This window comes from Leptolyngbya sp. FACHB-36 (assembly GCF_014695955.1).
GTDB lineage: Bacteria > Cyanobacteriota > Cyanobacteriia > Leptolyngbyales > Leptolyngbyaceae > FACHB-36.
This window is the reverse complement of record NZ_JACJPG010000591.1, coordinates 1-14,815: the sequence shown is the minus strand read 5'-3', so window position 1 is coordinate 14,815 and position 14,815 is coordinate 1. Positions and strand designations below refer to the sequence as shown.

Annotated in this window: 15 protein-coding genes, 1 tRNA gene and 1 pseudogene; 8 read left to right on the top strand and 9 right to left on the bottom strand. The window is 51.9% G+C overall.

Features of this window, described 5'->3' with window-relative positions:
* The first annotated feature begins 20 nt into the window (after nucleotides 1–20).
* The 5 genes from H6F43_RS22390 to H6F43_RS17340 all read left to right on the top strand — a co-directional run bounded on the left by H6F43_RS22390 (nucleotide 21) and on the right by H6F43_RS17340 (nucleotide 4,174).
* On the top strand, nucleotides 21–329 hold the full coding sequence (locus tag H6F43_RS22390) for a hypothetical protein (RefSeq protein ID WP_242025714.1): 309 nt from the start codon (nucleotides 21–23) through the stop codon (nucleotides 327–329).
* A gap of 212 nt (nucleotides 330–541) precedes the next feature.
* Nucleotides 542–1,480 carry a response regulator gene (locus H6F43_RS17355; protein WP_190343969.1) on the top strand — a complete coding sequence of 313 codons (939 nt, stop codon included), beginning with the start codon at nucleotides 542–544 and terminating at the stop codon, nucleotides 1,478–1,480.
* Nucleotides 1,481–1,501: 21 nt separating this feature from the next.
* Nucleotides 1,502–2,113, top strand: a complete 612-nt coding sequence (locus H6F43_RS22780) for an acyltransferase (RefSeq protein WP_277879958.1) — start codon at nucleotides 1,502–1,504, stop codon at nucleotides 2,111–2,113.
* Nucleotides 2,114–2,172: 59 nt separating this feature from the next.
* Nucleotides 2,173–2,862, top strand: coding sequence for a bifunctional demethylmenaquinone methyltransferase/2-methoxy-6-polyprenyl-1,4-benzoquinol methylase UbiE (gene ubiE, locus H6F43_RS17345; protein ID WP_190343968.1), 690 nt, complete (start codon nucleotides 2,173–2,175; stop codon nucleotides 2,860–2,862).
* A gap of 82 nt (nucleotides 2,863–2,944) precedes the next feature.
* Nucleotides 2,945–4,174: a DUF445 family protein gene (locus tag H6F43_RS17340; protein ID WP_190343967.1), complete on the top strand. Its 1,230-nt coding sequence runs from the start codon at nucleotides 2,945–2,947 to the stop codon at nucleotides 4,172–4,174.
* A 53-nt stretch (nucleotides 4,175–4,227) separates the two neighbouring features.
* On the opposite strand, the gene H6F43_RS17335 is transcribed toward H6F43_RS17340, so the two are convergent.
* The gene (locus H6F43_RS17335) at nucleotides 4,228–4,722 is read right to left on the bottom strand and encodes a hypothetical protein (RefSeq protein ID WP_242025713.1); all 495 of its coding nucleotides are present in this window, start codon (nucleotides 4,720–4,722) and stop codon (nucleotides 4,228–4,230) included.
* Between the two features lie 43 nt (nucleotides 4,723–4,765).
* Between H6F43_RS17335 and H6F43_RS17330 the strand changes: the two genes are divergently transcribed.
* Entirely contained in the window at nucleotides 4,766–5,356 is a 591-nt protein-coding gene (locus H6F43_RS17330; RefSeq protein WP_190343966.1) for a TetR/AcrR family transcriptional regulator, read from the top strand.
* Nucleotides 5,357–5,550: 194 nt separating this feature from the next.
* On the opposite strand, the gene H6F43_RS17325 is transcribed toward H6F43_RS17330, so the two are convergent.
* From H6F43_RS17325 to H6F43_RS17310, 4 genes are all read right to left on the bottom strand, one after another.
* Nucleotides 5,551–6,192, bottom strand: coding sequence for a hypothetical protein (locus H6F43_RS17325; RefSeq protein ID WP_190343965.1), 642 nt, complete (start codon nucleotides 6,190–6,192; stop codon nucleotides 5,551–5,553).
* A gap of 411 nt (nucleotides 6,193–6,603) precedes the next feature.
* Nucleotides 6,604–6,972, bottom strand: coding sequence for a hypothetical protein (locus H6F43_RS17320; protein WP_190343964.1), 369 nt, complete (start codon nucleotides 6,970–6,972; stop codon nucleotides 6,604–6,606).
* Between the two features lie 3 nt (nucleotides 6,973–6,975).
* Nucleotides 6,976–7,152 carry a hypothetical protein gene (locus tag H6F43_RS17315; protein ID WP_190343963.1) on the bottom strand — a complete coding sequence of 59 codons (177 nt, stop codon included), beginning with the start codon at nucleotides 7,150–7,152 and terminating at the stop codon, nucleotides 6,976–6,978.
* A 367-nt stretch (nucleotides 7,153–7,519) separates the two neighbouring features.
* On the bottom strand, nucleotides 7,520–8,914 hold the full coding sequence (locus H6F43_RS17310) for an ATP-binding protein (protein WP_190343982.1): 1,395 nt from the start codon (nucleotides 8,912–8,914) through the stop codon (nucleotides 7,520–7,522).
* Nucleotides 8,915–9,164: 250 nt separating this feature from the next.
* Here H6F43_RS17310 and H6F43_RS17305 point away from each other — a divergent pair, with 250 nt between their 5' ends.
* Nucleotides 9,165–10,397, top strand: coding sequence for an MFS transporter (locus tag H6F43_RS17305; protein ID WP_190343962.1), 1,233 nt, complete (start codon nucleotides 9,165–9,167; stop codon nucleotides 10,395–10,397).
* A 73-nt stretch (nucleotides 10,398–10,470) separates the two neighbouring features.
* Here H6F43_RS17305 and H6F43_RS17300 read toward each other — a convergent pair whose 3' ends face one another.
* The 3 genes from H6F43_RS17300 to H6F43_RS17290 form a co-directional block, all read right to left on the bottom strand.
* Entirely contained in the window at nucleotides 10,471–11,805 is a 1,335-nt protein-coding gene (locus H6F43_RS17300) for an ABC transporter substrate-binding protein (RefSeq protein WP_190343961.1), read from the bottom strand.
* A 494-nt stretch (nucleotides 11,806–12,299) separates the two neighbouring features.
* Nucleotides 12,300–12,391 (bottom strand) — tRNA-Ser (locus H6F43_RS17295).
* A gap of 69 nt (nucleotides 12,392–12,460) precedes the next feature.
* Complete coding sequence (locus tag H6F43_RS17290; RefSeq protein ID WP_190343960.1) at nucleotides 12,461–13,075, bottom strand: TMEM165/GDT1 family protein; 615 nt, start codon at nucleotides 13,073–13,075, stop codon at nucleotides 12,461–12,463.
* 406 nt (nucleotides 13,076–13,481) lie between these two features.
* Between H6F43_RS17290 and H6F43_RS17285 the strand changes: the two genes are divergently transcribed.
* Nucleotides 13,482–13,925, top strand: a complete 444-nt coding sequence (locus H6F43_RS17285) for a hypothetical protein (protein WP_190343959.1) — start codon at nucleotides 13,482–13,484, stop codon at nucleotides 13,923–13,925.
* Here the strand turns inward: H6F43_RS17285 and H6F43_RS17280 are convergent.
* Nucleotides 13,919–14,815: pseudogene (locus tag H6F43_RS17280) on the bottom strand (glycosyl transferase family 39); the annotation flags it as partial. The gene H6F43_RS17285 and the pseudogene H6F43_RS17280 overlap by 7 nt on opposite strands.

The window sequence follows — 14,815 nt, the reverse complement described above, 5'->3', positions numbered from 1 at the left end:
GATGTTACAATGTGTTAACTATGTTAATTTCCATCCTTGCTATCGTCATCGCTCTAGTCGCCTGGTCGCTGCATTTGATGCAGCAGGCAGTCGATCGTCGTGAATTTTCGCTGATGCTAGCTGGAACACTTGTTGCGTTCTCAGCCGCTGCAATGGTAGCTGTTTACTTTCTGATGGGAAATTACATTGGCTATGTCAGCAATCCAGCCCATGCAGCAACGCTGACATCCGATGCATCGGAGTCAATGGTGTGGGTGCTTCAACCAGAATTAGAGGAGTCAGCCGTCTCCTATTGGCAGGAGGCTATTGAGCCTGCCGATGTGCGGTAAGTGGCTCTGTTGTGGAACTTTTGGAGCGAGAGTTAGAAATAGGTCTAACGTGGCAAGACTAGGAATGCAACCGCGATCGCTCATAGCGCCCGGCGGTTCTGTCCAGTGATACCTGCTAGACTTGCCGTCAATTGCTTCGCTGCACGCTTTGGATTGCATATGCCCTATCTTGAGGCAAGCGATCGCCGTGTTTTCTCCTGAAGGATCTATTTATGACCTACGCTATTCCTGAGCTAGATACCGTCAATCGCCAATTGACCAGCCTGGAACGACCCAAAAAAGCCAAGATGCTGGTAGTGGATGATGAGCCAGATAATCTAGATCTGCTCTACCGCACCTTCCGCCGAGATTTTCAGGTTCTCAAGGCAGAGAGTGGCATCCACGCTCTAGAACTGCTAGCGACTGAGGGAGAAGTTGCCGTAATTATCTCTGATCAGCGGATGCCAGAGATGAAGGGAACGGAGTTCCTCAGCCGCACTGTTCCAGAATTTCCCGATACGATGCGGATCATTCTGACGGGCTTCACCGATGTGGAAGACCTCGTAGAAGCGATTAATTCTGGACAGGTCTACCGCTACATCACCAAGCCTTGGGACCCGAACGAACTTAAAGCTGTTGTGCAACGAGCCGCTGAGACTTACGAGTTGCTAAAACAGCGTACCGAAGAACTGCGGCGATCGCAGGCGCAGACCTCGTTGCTTTCGATTATTGTGCAGACTGCCCATGAAGCCGTCAATGGTGAAGACAGTCTTGCCCCAATTGCAGCCGCGTTTGGCTCAATCGTTCATGCTGATTGCTGCATCCTGCAACGTGTGAGCGACACAAAACTGACGGCGACACAAAGCATTTACAGCGCGAACGGCACCGCTCAAAATTGGCTGGCAGACGACCCCTTAGTTCAGTCCGCGATCGCGTCGGGGACCATGCAGGCATCGGTCAATATTCCAGCAGATAGCACGTTGAGCAGCGTCGAACATTACACGGCATCAGGGACGCAGGCGCACTTAGTCGTTCCCGTGAGCTACCGGAAGCAAGTACTAGCGGTGCTGTCGTTGCAGTGGAAGCAGCCCTGCACCCTGCGCGAGGACGAGTTGATGATGCTGCACCTTGCCGGACAACAACTTGCGCTTGTGCTCATCAGCGCCCGTTGATAACCCAAAACTATCCCAATCATGCAAGCAGTAGTCACTCATCTGGTTCGGACGATCGCCTTACGCTACGGAAAACTCCACGGGTTGTATGTCAAACTCTGCAAGCCGATGGGCGACGAGTACGCCGAGTACCTGCGGCGGCACGGAAATCTGTACGCGATCGGGGAACATTGCAGCATTCTCACCTCAACGGTGTTTACCGATCCGCAGTACGTCCGCATCGGCAACAACGTGCACTTCTCTAGCTGTACGCTGATCGGGCACGATGGGTCGATCGCGATGCTGAACCGAGCGTACAACGCAAAGCTGGATTCCGTTGGCAAAATCGACATTCGAGACAATGTGTTCATCGGCTTTAACGCGATTGTGCTGCCAAATGTCACCATTGGTCCCAACGCGATTGTGGCGGCAGGAGCCGTCGTCACAAAAGATGTGGCAGAGGGGGATATTGTCGCGGGAGTGCCTGCTAGACCGATCGGACGCGTCGAAAATCTGGTGAAAAAATTGCAGACCTCGACTCAAATTCTGCCGTGGGCAGACCTGATTCACCAGCGCGAGGGCGGGTTTGATGCTGAACTAGAGCCGCAATTGCTGAAGCAGCGCGTGGCGCACTTTTATGGACCGACAGGGTGAAGATAGAGACAGGCGCAGTTTGCGGCGTCTGTTATTGTCCATTTTTCAGTCGTTTAACCATGACTTCGTCTGATCAGGTTCGTCAGTTATTTGATCGCATCGCTCCCGTTTATGACCAGTTGAACACGTGGCTGAGTCTGGGACAGCACCGCATTTGGAAGCGGATGGCGGTCAAGTGGAGCCGTGCACAGGCGGGAGATACCTGCTTGGATGTGTGCTGCGGCAGTGGCGATTTGGCGCAGATGCTAGCGCAGCAGGTGGGACCCAGCGGACACGTGATTGGCGTTGATTTTTCTACAGCGCAACTGGCGATCGCGCGTGAGCGCACGCAGCATCGTCCCCTGGCAATTACCTGGTTAGAAGGCGATGCCTTAGAACTGCCATTTTCCGACAGCTACTTCGACGCGGTGACGATGGGCTACGGACTCCGCAACGTCACTGACATTCCGCGCAGTCTGAAGCAGATCTATCGTGTTCTCAAGCCTGCTGCCACCGCGGCTATTCTCGATTTCAATCATCCCAGCAGTCCTTTAGTGCAGACCTTTCAACAGTGGTATTTGGATACAATCGTTGTTCCGACTGCCAAACAGCTTGGGTTTACTCAAGAATACGCCTACATTGCTCCCAGCCTTGACAAATTCCCAACCGGAGCAGAACAGGTCAAACTCGCTCTGGACGCGGGCTTTTCTACGGCTACACATTACCCCATCGCGGGCGGTACGATGGGAGTATTGGTCCTCACCAAGTAGTTATTAGTCGGTAGTGATTAGTTGTTAGACGCAGCTAAAAGACTAATAACGAGTCACTAACAACTCAAAATTTGTTATTCCCTTGGAACTCCCTACCCTCTGGCTCTTTGTCGGTCCTCCTGTAGTTGGCGGTGTCATCGGCTACTTCACCAACGATATCGCCATCAAAATGCTGTTCCGTCCGTATCGTTCCCTCTATGTGGGTGGGCGGCAGTTACCCTTTACGCCGGGACTGATTCCGCGCAATCAAGAGCGACTGGCGAAGCGGATTTCTGACACGATTATGGGGTCGCTGCTGACGCCAGAGGAGCTGCAAAATCTGGCGCGGCGGCTGCTGCAAACCGATCGCGTCCAGGCAGCGATTCTGTGGCTGCTGAAGCTGGGTCTGGAACAGATTCAGACCGACAAGAATCCTAGAACTGCCAGGATTCTGGCGAACGTTCTACGAGATCTGCTGGGAGAGTCGTTGCCGCGCTTGCTGAAAGTGCTGGCTCGACGCGAAGATTTTTTAGAGGCGCAGCTCAACCAGATTTTTGACCAAGTGCTGTTGGAGTTTCAACTTAGCGATGAGCAGGCAACAAAGTTGGCAGATTGGCTGCTGGAGACCGTGCTGCCGCCGGATATGATTCGGCAAATTTTGGTCGATTTTCTCACCGATCGCAATATTCAAGTTATCGACGAGGGCTTTCGCGAGAAGACCAGTGGCACTTATTGGGTTGTGGCAAATTTGTTTGGCGTTCGCAATGCCCTGACGCGGCTGCGGACATTTTGCCTGGACGAGAAAGACGCCAGCAATACTCGGCTCAAGGAGTTGATCGCTTCGCTGAGCGTGCGCCAGCGCTTAAGAGAATGGCTACAAAATATATCGCTGCAAAATCTGCCAGTCTCGACGGTGCGGCAGCTGCGAAAAACCCTGCGCGACAGCGTACGGACTTATATTCAAGACCGAGGATCAGATTTTCTACAAGAATTAGGGAAATCGGTCGATTGGGAGAATTTAGCGGGCGTAATTTTGAGCCGCCTGCAATCGTCGGAAGCGGTGACTGCCTCACTTGAGAGCGTGAGCCTGGAACTGGCGCTAATTTTGGAGCGCTATTTAGAACGGGATTTAGAGACGATCGTCGCTCAAGTCATTCCCATTCTCAACATCGATCAGGTAATTATTGATCGCGTTAAGTCCACCTCACCACAGGAGCTAGAGCAAGCCATCAACGGCATTGTCAAGAGCGAATTGCAAGCGATCGTCAATTTGGGCGGCGTTCTGGGCTTTACGATCGGTCTGCTTCAGTCAGCGTCGCTGCTGCTTCGCTAGAGAATTTTGATCAGTGCAAGTTGTTAAACTGCTGGCACACAGATTACGACTACCTACTTGATGAACTGCAAAAGATCAAACTCTTGACGAATATCTAGCAGGGTTCGATCAAGTAGCGGTTCAAACTCTAAAAAAGGAACTCGTTTGCTGCGTTTACGGGTTTTCAACCAAATTGAAATTAGCTCCGGAATGAGTGGAGGAATCACTTTGATAAATTCGCTATAAAGCCAAAGCACTCCCTTTTCTTTGATCATGTCATCGTACATCACATCGACAGCGGGTGTATTTCTCATCTCACGGAAGCGTTGAAACGTACACTCACTCGTCCACCAGAATAGAGGCAAAATTTTTGCTTCGTCGTACATTCCTGTATCGCAGCCATAGATGACGTGACCTACATCATGAGCTAGCAGAATTTTTGCAAATTCAGACGGTTGGGTTTCGGGAGGAGTGAGATGAGGGTTAGAAGCATAGTATTCCTTAAGACCCTCTTGAAGGGTCTGCGTACTGGTTCTGTCCATGTAGCGAGGACGAGTAAGCTTGCCCATGATTTTCGATACGAAGTAGTTTCGTAATATCATATTAGCATTGATGAACGAGATCAATAAAAAATTACCGGGAAGACCTCGTAGCACTCAATCTCATCAAGCGATGCTGCAATCTACTCTAGAACTGCTAGCAGAGGTTGGTTTTGAGGCGATGAGCATTGATGCGATCGCCGCTCGTGCGGGTGTGGGCAAGACTACTATTTACCGTCGCTACAGTGGAAAAGCGGAATTGGTTGCGGATGCGATCGAAAGCCTCCGGCAAGATGTGGTTATTCCTGATACAGGTCGTTTTTGGGATGATCTGGATGTATTGATCGAGAATGCAGCACAGGTTACGCTCAGCCCTCTGGGTAGACAAACTGCTGCCATGATTATCAGCAGTGCTTCAAGTAATGCTCAATTTGCCGAGATCTATTGGACAAAATACATGCAACCTCGACGAGAAGCTTTTGCAGTTGTCTTGGAACGAGCAAAGGCGAGAAACGAACTTCAAGAAGATTTAGATCCTGGATTGGTCTTTGACTCCATGAGTGGCATTATGCTTTATGCACTCATCTTTCAACCAAACTCTGAATCATGGACAGCCCATGTCCGCCGCGCCCTCGATCTACTTTTTAGAGGTGTCTCAACGTAGCTTGTCTAAAATATCAACAGATAACCTTCAGCTTGCTATTACAAATAACACAAGCATGCTAACGCTTGCGGTCAGCGGCTGCCAAGAACTTCAACTCAGCACCAGCGGCTTCCTTCAATCCGTTGCCCTGCAATTGTTAGACAGAACTGAAAGTGTGCAAAACTTACAAAGGTAAAATAGTACTACATATCTGTTTATCGGCGTATTTTCGGTAGTAATGTCTTCTTCAGCTTTCCTGCAATTCGGAAGTATGCAATTAATGGGTTCCCCAGCCCAAAAGGTAATGCTTTGATGATATCTCGATCAATACGATAAACTCTAGAACCAAGTCGAAGGATAACATCTCCATCTTCACGAGCTTTTACACGCTCTCTTAGACGTCGAATTTCTTCACTGATAGCGCTTTTGACAACCTGCTCATCTATTAAAACCAATTCTCTATCTAGATTTTCGAGTTCAGCTAAAATTCTGACAGCATCACGCTCTAAGCTATCTATCCTATCCAAAGCTGCTTGTCGTCGCGATTCAATTTTTACAATTTCCGCAAGCCGTGAACGTTCTGCTTCGAGAACTTGGATCTTTTCCTCTTGTGTTTTAGCTTGCTCAATTAATCTTTCGATCTCTGGAACTTTGGAAAGTCGCTGTATGATTTCATCATCAGAACGGCTAATTGCATAACTAAATAAGGCTAGACCAATGGGAGCGGCGGTAGCAGAGGCAATACCAAACCAAACTACAAACCGATTATCTTTCCCAGATTGAATTCCAAGATAAACGGTTCCGGTAACAAGACCAGTTGCAATTAACGCTGAAATAATCTTCTTTATTAAAACCACTGAAGTAATTGGACGAATAAGAATGAAAGGAGATCTGTTTAACAACTTATTACACAGAAAAGAAGTCTAGGTAATACCCAAATAGGGATATTACGTAAACTTCTTTTCTGGATATTCGCCCGCTGAGAGTACAGCGTTTTCTAAGCCGATGAAGCGCATTAAATTCCCTGAACGACAAAGGTTCTGAGAGCCAGAACGTACCTCACCAGGTAGAAAAACGCTGTATTACCGCGAATTTTGCCTCACGATGTCGTGCCACAAGACATTATCGAGAAGACTTCTGTATTCAAACTCCTCTAGGGAAGGCTAGCTGCAATCAGCGCATGTGCTGCTAAGCGGTGACGAAACGGGTAGCAGCGTATGTGTCGCAAAAATGTCCTCGCCGCGATTAAGATGCGATCGCCCTGTCCTTTACCTAGCCTGCGGCTTCGATCGTTCTAGCTTCGTTACCCGTTGCTCTAGCGCATTCAGGCGGTCCTTGGCTTCGATCGCCAATATCGCTAAGCGATCGACAATGTCTGCGTCCGAAAGCTCCGGACTACGAGGGCGGGATGTGGGCGCACTGCCTCTAGGGGCAGTGCCGCCTCTGGGCGCAGAATAATTGGGTCGGCTCAGTTGGGAGACTTGTGCCTGAAGCTGGTTGACCTGCTGCCGCAGTTGGAATATGTCCGCTTGCAAGTTAATTGTGGATTGAGCCGCCGATCGACCTTGCAGTGCCAGAACCATCAGCACTGCGACGACCAGAACCAGCCCAACTCGTCTCAGGATGACTCTAGACATACTCTATTCCTGCTTCTGTGGATTGCGGCTAGAGAACAAACTGCCTACGACGATCGACACCATCCAGACCAGTAGACTCGCCGCGAGAAACAGCATCACGATCGCCAGCAGAGAAAATGGAGAGACAATCAGCAGCAAAAATATCCCCAGCAGGAATAGCGTCACGATTGGATTGTTCATGTGTCTTGAATTACCGTTGCTGTGCTTCGAGTCTAGACAATACGAGGAGCGATCGTCCTCTAGCAGCAGCTAGATCTCAAGGATTACTCAACAGTTCGGTCTGCCTCTGTAAAATCGCTCTCAAGTACCGTGACGCCGCTGTTAAACCCTGGGTAGGGAAGAAACGCTGCGGTTAGTCCGACCACGACGAGGCATAGCAGCGTTGGTAAAAGCTTCGGCTTTATCTCCTTCATAGTTCCATCGCTAACCCGTGCATTGGTTAACGATCGTAGCCAAGGATTTGGCAACCGAAATTTCCCGGTATACCAATTTGTAAATTGGCTACTCAGTGAGACCCAGGGATAAGCGCAATCTCTACTTCTGCAAGTTAATGACTAACGGGTAAGCAGACAATGAACTGGGTTTTGCCAGGCTGCGACTCTAGCGTAATGGTGCCTTGATGCCGATTTTCAACGATGCGGCGAACCATCTCTAGCCCCAGACCCGATCCCTTGCCAACGGGCTTTGTGGTGAAGAATGGCTCATAAATGCGCGATCGAATTTCCGGTGGAATACCCGGTCCAGAGTCGGTGACGTAAACCTGAATGTGATCACCATGATCGGTTGTGGCAAGCTCAATAACGCCGCTCTCATTCATTGCATCAATGGCGTTGTCGAGTAAATTTGTCCACACCTGATTCAACTCACTGCCGTATGCCCAAATTTTGGGCAGATTTGACGCATACGATCGCCGAATCTCGACACCGTGCTTTAGCTTGTACGAGAACAGGCGAATCGTATCCTCTAAGCCTTCATGTACGTCCACAAGCTGGCGAGCGCCCTGATCCAGATGAGAGTAAGACTTCATTGAATGCACCAGTTGCGCAATTCGCTCGGCACCTCGTAAGCCGCTCGTCACCATCGACATGACCTCAAACGACAGCGCCAGCCAGCGGACTCCCATATCCCGCAGTTCGGTTGGCTCATCCTGCCAGCGCGCCGTTAACTGCTCCAGGGTTTCCACGTCCATGCCTGCTTCCGCCAGCGGCTCTGCTATTTTCCAAGCATTCTCCACGCCGTACTCTTCTAGCCAGTCAAGCAGTTTATCTTCTTGATCGCCCAGCGTCATCGGGTCAATGCGCTTGTGGACGATCGTGTCATAGCCTTTGTCTCTAGCGCTGAGCCATTGCTTCGTATGCTCCTCGTCTACGTGGTGCTGTCCGTACACCAAGTTCATTCGCTGTAGCTCAAGTAGCGCGGGCGTAATGTCTTTAAGCGCGCGGACCAGCGCTGCCGCTGGATTATTGAGTTCGTGCGCTAATCCTGCTGCCAGCGTCCCCAACGCCGCCATTTTTTCCCGGCCTCGGATAAACGACTCCAAGCCGCGCATTCGTTTTTCGACGGTTTGAAAGATAATCCGCTCAAAGGTGCGGCAGTCGTGCAGAAGCGTCAGGAAATCATCAGCGGAAAGCTGATACAGCCGACAGTCGCTGAGGGCGCGCAGCGTTACGGGCACGGGCTGATCGGTCAGCACTTGGACCTCGCCAAAAAATGCTGGGGCGTCGTGCTGACCTAATGGCATTTCGATCCCTTCGCTTTTGCGGGTGATGCCTATGGAGCCGCACAGCAGCAAGAAAAATCCTAGGGAGGAATCGCCTTCGTGCACCAACACGTCGCCAGTCTTCACATCAATGGCTTTTGCTCGATCGCACATCCAGTCCAGGCGCTCTTGCGGTAGCGCCTGAAACAATTCCAGATTCAGCAACTCATCAACGCACAGCATCGTCCACCTCTTGGTCAGTTGAGCAGCTTTATTCAGTGTCACGAACGTTGACTCAAATCATACTCGTTCCAGAGAGAGAACGGTGGCAAGCCGTGGCTGGTCAAGCGCGATCGTGCCTGTGCGTTAAGCGTTTGAGCCGTCGCTCAATCTGCCAAACAGTCGTATACTCTCGATCTGGGTCCGAGCCGAACACCTCGCTACAGCGGGTTCTTCGAGAGCGTCCTTTGATTCACACTCTCTACATTGGTCAATGCAGTTCATTAGAACCCTGAAGGCGAAGTTTAATCTGCCCCTGAAATTTTGGATTGTGGCGCTGATTGCCTTTATCAATTCCGTCAGCTTTACCATCATTATTCCGGTTCTATATCCTTACGCTCAAAAATTTGGGCTGAATGATTTTCAAGCGAGTTTGCTAGTGTCGGGCTATGCCGTAGCGCAGTTCTTTGCAACGCCAGTTTTAGGGCGCTTGTCTGACGTGTTTGGACGCAAACCGCTGCTCGTGATTAGTCTGGTGGGAACGGTGGCGGCGAATCTGCTTGCTAGCTTCACCTCGATCGCCAGTCTGCTATTTATTGCCCGTATCCTTGACGGATTGACAGGCGGCAACACGTCGATCGCCACGGCAATTATCAGCGACACGACCACGGCAGAGCAGCGACCAAGAGCCTTTGGGCTGTTGGATGCCGCCTTTCGACTGGGATTTGTGATGGGTCCTGCTATTAGCTACGTGGCTCAACAGTTGCCACCTGTTCCGGGCGTTACCCCACTCGGTATGAGCTTTTTTGCAGGTGCAATCTTTGCGTCGATCGCGGTAGTGCTGACTGTGTGGCTGCTAGGGGAAACTCTGCCGCAGCGACAAACGTTTCATCTGAACTGGGACCTGTTTCGGCTGGGTAAAATTCTGGAAGCGACTCGGCGTCCTCGGCTTAGGCAGGCGTTTCTTCTAACATTTTTGAGCGGATTTACGTTTACGATTTTTGCGTTTGCCTTTCAACCGTTCTTCTTAAATACGCTGCATCAAACGCCAGAAATGCTGGCGATCGTGTTTACATTTATTGGAGTTGTAGGGGTAGTGACGCAAATTTTCGCGGTTGAACCCTTAACGCGACGGTTCAATCTTGCGGATATTCTTGCCGCGTCGATCGCCGGACGCGCAGCGGTTTTTTTTCTGATTCCGCTGTTTCCGATGCTGTCAGCGTTTGTGATATTGGCAGGCGTTCTCGGCATCACGAATTCCTTTCCGCTGCCGTTGCTGAATGCCATCCTATCAACCAACAGCGGCGATCGCGAACAGGGAGAAATTTTAGGCATCAATGCCTCGTTTCTCAGTATCTCAAACGCCTTGGGTCCTGCTGTAGCCGGGCTGCTTGTCAGCGTCAGCTACAGCACGCCGTTTTGGGTTTCTGGAGTGCTAACGCTGCTTACGGCTGCGTTCGCGCTGCGGTTGAAGTCGATCGTCAACTGTAGCCCCAGAGCCACTTAGTGATAGCGAATAGCTATTGCACAGCTATTCGCTGTTCGCTACCTTCCCCGTCGCTGTATGCAGTTCACGATCGCTACTTAGGATTCACTTTGCTGACCGTCTTCAGCTTGCCGCTGTCCTCAACCTGCCAAACGTCATACACGCCTGATACATCGCCATTCTCGTCAATGTCCACATTGCCGCTGGCTCCCTGGTAGTTAATGTCCTCGCCGTTTTGCAGCAGCTTCAGACCTTCGCACACATCCGACACGTCCTTACCGGGTCCGTTGGCAACGTCAAGGATCTTGCCCTTGATGGCTTCACCCGTGTTGGACTTCGCCGCCTGAGCCGCCAGAACCAGCAGTGCCGCTGCATCCCAGCCTTGAGCAGCGTATTCGGCTGGCGGCTTGTTGAACTTCGCCTGCCACAGTTTGGTCAGCGTTTCCAGCGCCTTGCCATCCGCGCCCGGAATCGTGCCGATCGCCCCCGTCAGAATGTACTTTCCATCACCCGACTTGCCGACTTGCTCCGGGAACTGGTCCGACTTAGAGCCATCGGTCAGCAACACCTGTACACCCTTGCTCAAGCCTTGCTGATAGGCGGTCTTCAGCAGCAGCGCTCCGGTTTCTGCATAGGCAACCGCAACCACTCCGTCCGGCTTGCCGCTAAACGCCGCTTGGGCTTCGGTTTCAAACGTGGTGGCTTTGGGGTCGTAGCGGGTTGGCTTGGCTTCGTTGGTCACGGTGCCGCCCAGCTTTTTGAACGCTTCGACGAACTGCCTCTCAAAGCCAACGCCGTAGTCGTTGTTAATCACGATCGTCGCGACCCGCTTCAAGCCGCGTTCGTTTGCCAGCGTCGCCAACGCCTGCGCCTGATAGGTGTCTGGTGGAGCGGTGCGTGCCCAATAGCCCTGGAATTCGCCTTTTTTAGCGCGATCGGTAAACACAGGACTCGTGCTTCCAGGAGATACCAGCATCACCTTGTTGCGAATGGCGATCGGCAGGGCTGCTGTAGACACGCTGCTGGCAAACGAGCCGACCACGCCTGCGACTTTATCCACTTCTGCCAGCTTGGTCATGCCTTCGGAGCCTGCGGTCGGGTCGGTCTGGTCATCCACAGAAACTAGCGACACCGGAGCACCGTTGACGCCGCCGCACTGGTTAACCGTTTCTACAAGCATGGGCACCGACGCCAACATCGCCTGCCCAACCGATGCCAAATCGCCAGTTGCAGGCAGCAGCGAGCCAATCTTCAAGCCTGCTGTGCTGCTAGAAGCCGGAGACGCACCCGGTGAGGCGGTACCGCCTTCCGTTGCAGCGGGGGGAGCCGATTCCTGGCAGGCAGACGCCAGGAACCCAGTGGTCAACGCTGCGAGTCCCAGGGCGATCGCCTTAGTTAGCCGAAAACGGGTTGCAGATACGCGATTCATGAGCACGCTAAACCTTCAATAGTCCACAGTATTTCAGATTATAGGGATAGGATGCCGTATGAAAAACAACGAAAGCGGCTGAAGGCTTGGAGTGTGGTCGCGCATATCGCTGAAACTTAATAAAGATTCAGCTTACGCAACGGCTGATGGCAGATTAATTATCAGGAACATCGATCGCTCAGCTTTTACACCGCGTCGATCGGCGTCAGAACTCGGAATTTCGAGCAAAAAAGTTCATCATTCCCCTTCAGAACTCCATGTGCCGCCTTCAGAACTAAAAACTTCGAGCAAAATGGTGGACCGTTTTGCTTCTAAGGTCGAAGACTCAGGCTCAAGGGCAAAACGGTCCAGGTGGAGCTTAATTCAGAAACAACTGATTTGGACCTGAACCTGATCGGCTCACGCTTCCGGTGGCTACAGTACTTAACCGCAGCACCTCGATCGGTACAGCAAACCAAACGATGATTGGAATGGGGCATCAGCAAGATGCTGGACGGAGAGAGAGGGATTCGAACCCTCGGTATGGAGTTACCTGCCATACAACAGATTAGCAATCTGCCGCTTTCGACCACTCAGCCATCTCTCCAGACGGTATTACATCATAGCAGATGTCACCGCATTCATCATAGATGCATCAGGAAGTCGATCGCCACTATTACGCACCCTCCACCATCGCAACAATGCCAAACAGGATAAACAGCCCGCCCCCCAGCGCCGTTAGCAGACGTTCCGACAGGTATCCTGCGATTAGCCGTCCTCCTAGCACCGCAATCGCGGCACAAATCGCATGTCCTAGGACCGCGCCTGCGGTTACTCCCCAGGGATTGTTGGAAGCGGCGAGGGCAGCTGTGGCAAACTGCGTTCGATCGCCCCACTCTGCCATAAAAGTCAGCGTAAATGACTGAAGCACAATACTGCGTTTCATCCCGCGCTTTGCTGCCGAGCGAAACGACTGGTCGATCGTCTCCTCTGCCTCATCCACCTCACAGGCGCTAGCAGTTGGCATCCGTCGCGCCTCTAGCAGCAGTTTGAATCCAAATCCAATAAACAGCACAATTTCCGCATAGTGTAGGACGGTCTGGGGCAGGAAACTTAGCATTTGCCCCAGCAGCACCGACAGCACCGTCATCGCTGCCAGTGCCGCTACAGCCCCTGCAAACACTAAACGCCGCGAGTGCCGCATCGCCAGAAGCATGGCGATGCAGAACGTCTTATCGCCCAGTTCAGAGACGGTAATTAGCAGCAAGCCAGCGGTAAATGCAGTCAACATATCTTCAGGCTCCTCAGGATCTCTAAACGCTACCTGAGTGAGCTTGATGACGGCGTACACCTCACCAAGCTCACTACAGAAGTGAACTCAGTGAAGGTCTCGCTTACAAATTTTAGTCCGCAACTAGCCAGAGGTCGTAACCGATACGTGGCGAACATCCGCCCTCAGGCAGTGATGACTCAAAGCCACGCCAGCAATACTACTGAAAGATACGGTTTGGACAGCTAAGTGCGCTATTTGTCACCTGAACCAGGCTCATCGCCAGCGTGTTGATTCAGGTGAGCTGGATTTTACCAGCAGCTACTCCCCTTCAAACTTAAATGATTATATTGGTTGCCGAAGCCTGACGCAATCGTCCCACCTTGTAACTCTGTATACCCGATTTGTGATTAGGATACATATCCCGATGCTGAACCTAACGAGTAAGGACTCGCTGTTGAAACCGGACGTAGAGGTAGACGCCTCTACTCAGGCCGAGCCTCTTAGCGTCCTCCCCGTGCTACTTGCAGAGGGCTTAATTCACCGCTTTAACTTCTGGTTTGGTGATGGGATGCGGCAGGGAATGCGCTACGGGGATGACCTGTATGAACTGGCATACGAATTCAATGCTCGATCGCGCTCGGAAGCCTTTCAGTCTGCCTGTGAACTGATGGAGCATGAGATCTCTACCGTGATCACGGGTTCATTAACCCGCTACACCGTTTGGGTGAGCTTACGATCGCCCGCTCACGCCAGGTGGAGAACCTTTAAAACGCAGTTTTCCAATAATGAGACGGTAAGCAAACCACAGCAGCGCAGAGGCGCAGAGATTGGAGTGCGATCACGCAGCCAGATGGCGCAGGTTCACTGACTCAAGCGCCAGACGTGGGCTTCGGGAAGAAATGGCGTCAGAGCATTGGGCTTTAAGGACTCCCGCAGTCGTTGAGACGGGCGAAAGACGATCGGTGTGGACCCTTTAATTTGCTCGCTGAATTCTGTAGTTTGAACCCAAGCCGCCTCCTTTAGCAGTAGCAGCCTTACATCCGGCTTCAGTAGATAGCTGAGCGAGATCAGGTCGCCTGTATTTGTGAAGTCGTTGCCGATATCGCTGACCACGATCGCGGATGGCACAGCGTTGATTCGGCGAGCCGTTTCGGCATTGAAGTAGCTCAGGTCCTTGTTCCACCAGGTGAACGACAGCGCGCTAACCGTGCAAGACACAACGCTAGCCGTTAGCAGCAGCGCCAAGGTGCCACGCCACAGAGGTGCAGCCGACTGAGGCGACGTCTCCTTTTCTGCCAGCTTCACAGAAAAGAAGGCGGCGATCGCCAGTTGCACACCGGGGTAGCACGAGATCAAATAGCGACTGACAGCAGAACGCTTGCCCCCCAGCAGCAAATCGGGCAGCGCCAGCACCAAAAACGGCACCAGAATCGAGGTCAACACACAAACCCAGACTGATCGCTCAGAGCGACGGCACAGCGTATAGAGAGCAGCACCAATTAGCAGCACGATCGGCACGCGCAGCAAATACGTGACGGGATTGTTGAAGCCAAAGTCCAAATCGAGAAACAGCGACGTAAAGCTGAGCGTCCACAGCTTGATCAGGTAGTCTAAACCGGGAGCATAGCGCGTCCAGTCCGTGGTAGCAGTAGCCCGATCGGCGTTGTTGACCAAAACGACGAGCCACGGTGCGTAGAGAACAATCGCCCCCAGCAGCGCCAGCCCAAAGCCGGTAAATCGCTGAAGAAATTTCTGCCG

What these genes read in the sequence shown, in the direction of transcription:
- H6F43_RS17355 (WP_190343969.1), top strand. Translation starts at nt 542, where the DNA reads ATGACCTACGCTATTCCTGAGCTAGATACCGTCAATCGCCAATTGACC.
- H6F43_RS17330 (WP_190343966.1), top strand. Translation starts at nt 4,766, where the DNA reads ATGAACGAGATCAATAAAAAATTACCGGGAAGACCTCGTAGCACTCAA.
- H6F43_RS17320 (WP_190343964.1), bottom strand. Translation starts at nt 6,972, where the DNA reads ATGTCTAGAGTCATCCTGAGACGAGTTGGGCTGGTTCTGGTCGTCGCA.
- H6F43_RS17310 (WP_190343982.1), bottom strand. Translation starts at nt 8,914, where the DNA reads ATGCTGTGCGTTGATGAGTTGCTGAATCTGGAATTGTTTCAGGCGCTA.
- H6F43_RS22780 (WP_277879958.1), top strand. Translation starts at nt 1,502, where the DNA reads ATGCAAGCAGTAGTCACTCATCTGGTTCGGACGATCGCCTTACGCTAC.
- H6F43_RS22390 (WP_242025714.1), top strand. Translation starts at nt 21, where the DNA reads ATGTTAATTTCCATCCTTGCTATCGTCATCGCTCTAGTCGCCTGGTCG.
- H6F43_RS17300 (WP_190343961.1), bottom strand. Translation starts at nt 11,805, where the DNA reads ATGAATCGCGTATCTGCAACCCGTTTTCGGCTAACTAAGGCGATCGCC.
- H6F43_RS17315 (WP_190343963.1), bottom strand. Translation starts at nt 7,152, where the DNA reads ATGAACAATCCAATCGTGACGCTATTCCTGCTGGGGATATTTTTGCTG.
- H6F43_RS17285 (WP_190343959.1), top strand. Translation starts at nt 13,482, where the DNA reads ATGCTGAACCTAACGAGTAAGGACTCGCTGTTGAAACCGGACGTAGAG.
- H6F43_RS17290 (WP_190343960.1), bottom strand. Translation starts at nt 13,075, where the DNA reads ATGTTGACTGCATTTACCGCTGGCTTGCTGCTAATTACCGTCTCTGAA.
- H6F43_RS17335 (WP_242025713.1), bottom strand. Translation starts at nt 4,722, where the DNA reads ATGGGCAAGCTTACTCGTCCTCGCTACATGGACAGAACCAGTACGCAG.
- ubiE (WP_190343968.1), top strand. Translation starts at nt 2,173, where the DNA reads ATGACTTCGTCTGATCAGGTTCGTCAGTTATTTGATCGCATCGCTCCC.
- H6F43_RS17305 (WP_190343962.1), top strand. Translation starts at nt 9,165, where the DNA reads ATGCAGTTCATTAGAACCCTGAAGGCGAAGTTTAATCTGCCCCTGAAA.